This is a genomic window from Bacteroidota bacterium (assembly GCA_018831055.1).
GTDB lineage: Bacteria > Bacteroidota > Bacteroidia > Bacteroidales > B18-G4 > M55B132.
In genome coordinates this window covers 1-3,058 of record JAHJRE010000183.1, presented here as the reverse complement: position 1 = coordinate 3,058, position 3,058 = coordinate 1, and the positions used below count along the sequence as shown (strand labels likewise).

The 3,058-nt window shown below is 39.9% G+C and carries 2 protein-coding genes; both read left to right on the top strand.

Features of this window, described 5'->3' with window-relative positions; all coding sequences use genetic code 11:
- Positions 1-1,025: ATP-binding protein (locus KKA81_11810; protein ID MBU2651613.1), on the top strand; the 1,025-nt coding region annotated here is incomplete at its 5' end.
- A 206-nt stretch (positions 1,026-1,231) separates the two neighbouring features.
- Positions 1,232-3,058, top strand: a 1,827-nt coding sequence (locus tag KKA81_11805; GenBank protein MBU2651612.1) for a fatty acyl-AMP ligase, incomplete at its 3' end; no start/stop codon positions are given.

The window sequence follows — 3,058 nt, the reverse complement described above, 5'->3', positions numbered from 1 at the left end:
TTTATATTGATTTAGAGGATCCGAGAGACAGGATCAAACTGAGCGATCCAATGCTTTTCTTTCATTCCAATATAGATAAGCTTGTTATTATTGATGAGGTTCAGCTAATGCCTGAAATATTTTCACTTTTACGTTCTTTAATTGATCAGAAAAGGAGATCAGCTATGTACATGATACTTGGTTCAGCCTCTCCGGTTATTATGAGGGAGTCTTCGCAATCCCTTGCTGGTCGCATCGGTTATTTTGAGCTTTCAGGTTTTAATATAACAGAATTATCAAGCGGAGTATTGGACAAGCATTGGTTGAGAGGAGGTTTTCCAGATGCCTATCTGGCTCCTGATGACAAATACTGGAAGCTTTGGTTAGATAATTTCATAAAGACCTATATTGAAAGGGATATCCCAATGCTCGGGTTGAACATTGGTCCGATAACTTTAAGGAATTTATGGACCATGATAGCCCATAATCATGGACAGGTTGCGAATTATAGCAATCTGAGCAGATCACTTGAACTGTCGTCAACAACAATTAAAAAATACCTGGATTTCTTGGAATATGCCTTTATAATTCGGCAGCTTCCTCCCTATCATATAAACTTGAAAAAGAGATTGGTTAAATCCCCAAAGCTTTATATAAGAGATTCAGGTGTTTTGCATAATCTATTGAATATTGATTCATTTTCTGACCTGGAAAGCCATCTAATTAAAGGAAGTTCCTGGGAGGGATATGCTGTTGAACAAATTCTTCAATTATCGAAAATGTCATATCAGCCATACTTTTACCGTACCCATCAGGGGTCTGAATGTGATCTGATATTGGTAAGATCTTCAAAACCAGTGTATGCCGTTGAAATAAAATACACTTCCGTGCCTAAACTTACAAAAGGCAATCTGCTATCTTTTGAAGATATAGATGCGGATCGGAATTTCATCATCACTCCTGATTCTGACGATTTCTTAATCAGTGATAATGTAAGAGTTTGCAATTTGGAGACTTTTCTTGAAAAGTATTTGAAAATAAGTTAACCTAAAAATTGTCTATACAGTAAGTGAGAATTGACAAGAAGAATCAGGGTATAAAGATTTCTTAATTGAAGGATTAGGGATTGAATTTCATTCTGTGTAAATCTGCGTAATCTGTGGTTTATTTTTTTACCACAGATTACGCAGATTAACACAGATTGTTCCTTCTTTGGTTATTTTTGCGTACTTCAAACACCAAATATTATAAAATGGCATTAGAAAACTTCCTGAATAACAGGATTACGGAGGAAGATACATTTCAATACAGCATCACTGACATCCTGAAATACCGGGCGGAACAAACTCCGGAGCAGACGGCTTATATTTTTCTGAAAGACGGAGAGGATGATGAGGAAAAGCTTACATATGCTGAGTTGTATGGCTCAGCGATGCATATAGCCGGTGAGTTGATAAAGGCAGGGGCCAGGGGTGAAAGGGCGTTAATGTTGTATCCTCCCGGGTTGGAGTTTGTTACGGCACTGTTTGGGTGCTTGTATTCAGGTGTGGTTGCCGTCCCGGCTTATCCACCCAGGAAAAACCGGTCTTTGAACCGGATCAGATCTATCGTGGCTGATTCCGGTGCGGCTATTGTTATGACAACAGAGCAGATACATCAGACATTTTTAAAAAACTTTCAGGATGTTGAGGAGTTGAAAAATCTTCAATGGGTTGAGACTTTAGTTGAAAAGAAAGCTAATAGCGATACAGAAAAATATTTTGTGCCGGAGACTGATGATGTTGCTCTGCTTCAGTATACATCTGGTTCTACAGGGCAGCCAAAAGGAGTTATTGTATCTCATCAAAACATCATGAGAAACTCAGAATTTTTAAGGCAATGCTTTGAATTAAGTACCAGTACTGTTTCGGTCAATTGGCTTCCCAGTTTTCATGACATGGGACTGATATTGGGTGTAATACAGCCAATATTTACAGGCTTTACTGTAGTATTAATCCCTCCTGTTGCTTTTGTTCAGAAACCTAGCCGTTGGATGAAAGCAATAACCAAATACAAGGGTACGCATGCAGGGGGACCAAATTTCAGTTACGACCTTTGTGTTGAAAAAACTACTGATGAGGAAAAAGATAGAATCAATCTGGTTTCGTTAAATACTTTTTATAATGGTGCGGAATCTGTCAGGCAGAATACATTATTAAGTTTTACAGATGCTTTCAGTAAAAACGGCTTTGAATTGCGAAAGTTTTATCCAACATATGGTATGGCAGAAACCACCTTGATCATTTCCGGTGGTAAAATAAATGATGATCCGGTCTTTTTAGAACTTAACAGCACAGAACTTGAAAAAGGAAGGGTTGTTCCGGCTGACGAAAACACCAAGAAAACTAGTCATCATGTTGGAGTTGGCTACGCATGGATTGACACAAAGATCATTGTTGCAGATCCTGAAACCCTGAAAGTATGTCCCGATGATATTGTGGGAGAAATTTGGGTGTCGGGTTCCATTGTTACTAAAGGTTATTGGAAAAAACCCGATGAAACGGAAAATATCTTTAATGCATACACATCAGACACTCGTGAGGGGCCTTTCCTCCGCACAGGCGACCTGGGTTTCAGGCATAACGGAGAATTGTTTATTGCAGGAAGGATCAAAGATATGATCATTATCCGCGGAAGGAATTATTATCCGCAAGATATTGAATTAATCACAGAATCTGCCTCCCAGGCAATCAGGCCTAATTGCAGCGCAGCGTTTTCCATTGAGAAAGACGGAGAGGAGAAACTGGTTGTTGTTGCAGAAGTAGAACGGACTTTTATCAGGGACCTTGACATTGATGCGCTATGCGATGAGATACGGGCAGCGGTGTTTGAAGAGTTTGAGCTCGATATATACGGGATACAGCTGCTTCGCACAGCCAGCATTCCCAAAACATCCAGCGGGAAGATACAGAGAAGGATATGCCGGGAAGGTTTCCTGCAAGGGACGCTGGAGGTGATCGGTGAATCCATCCTGGATGATAAACCACTGGGAAATAGTGATCATGATCAGGAAATATCGCTGGTAAGTGTGCAATCGTGG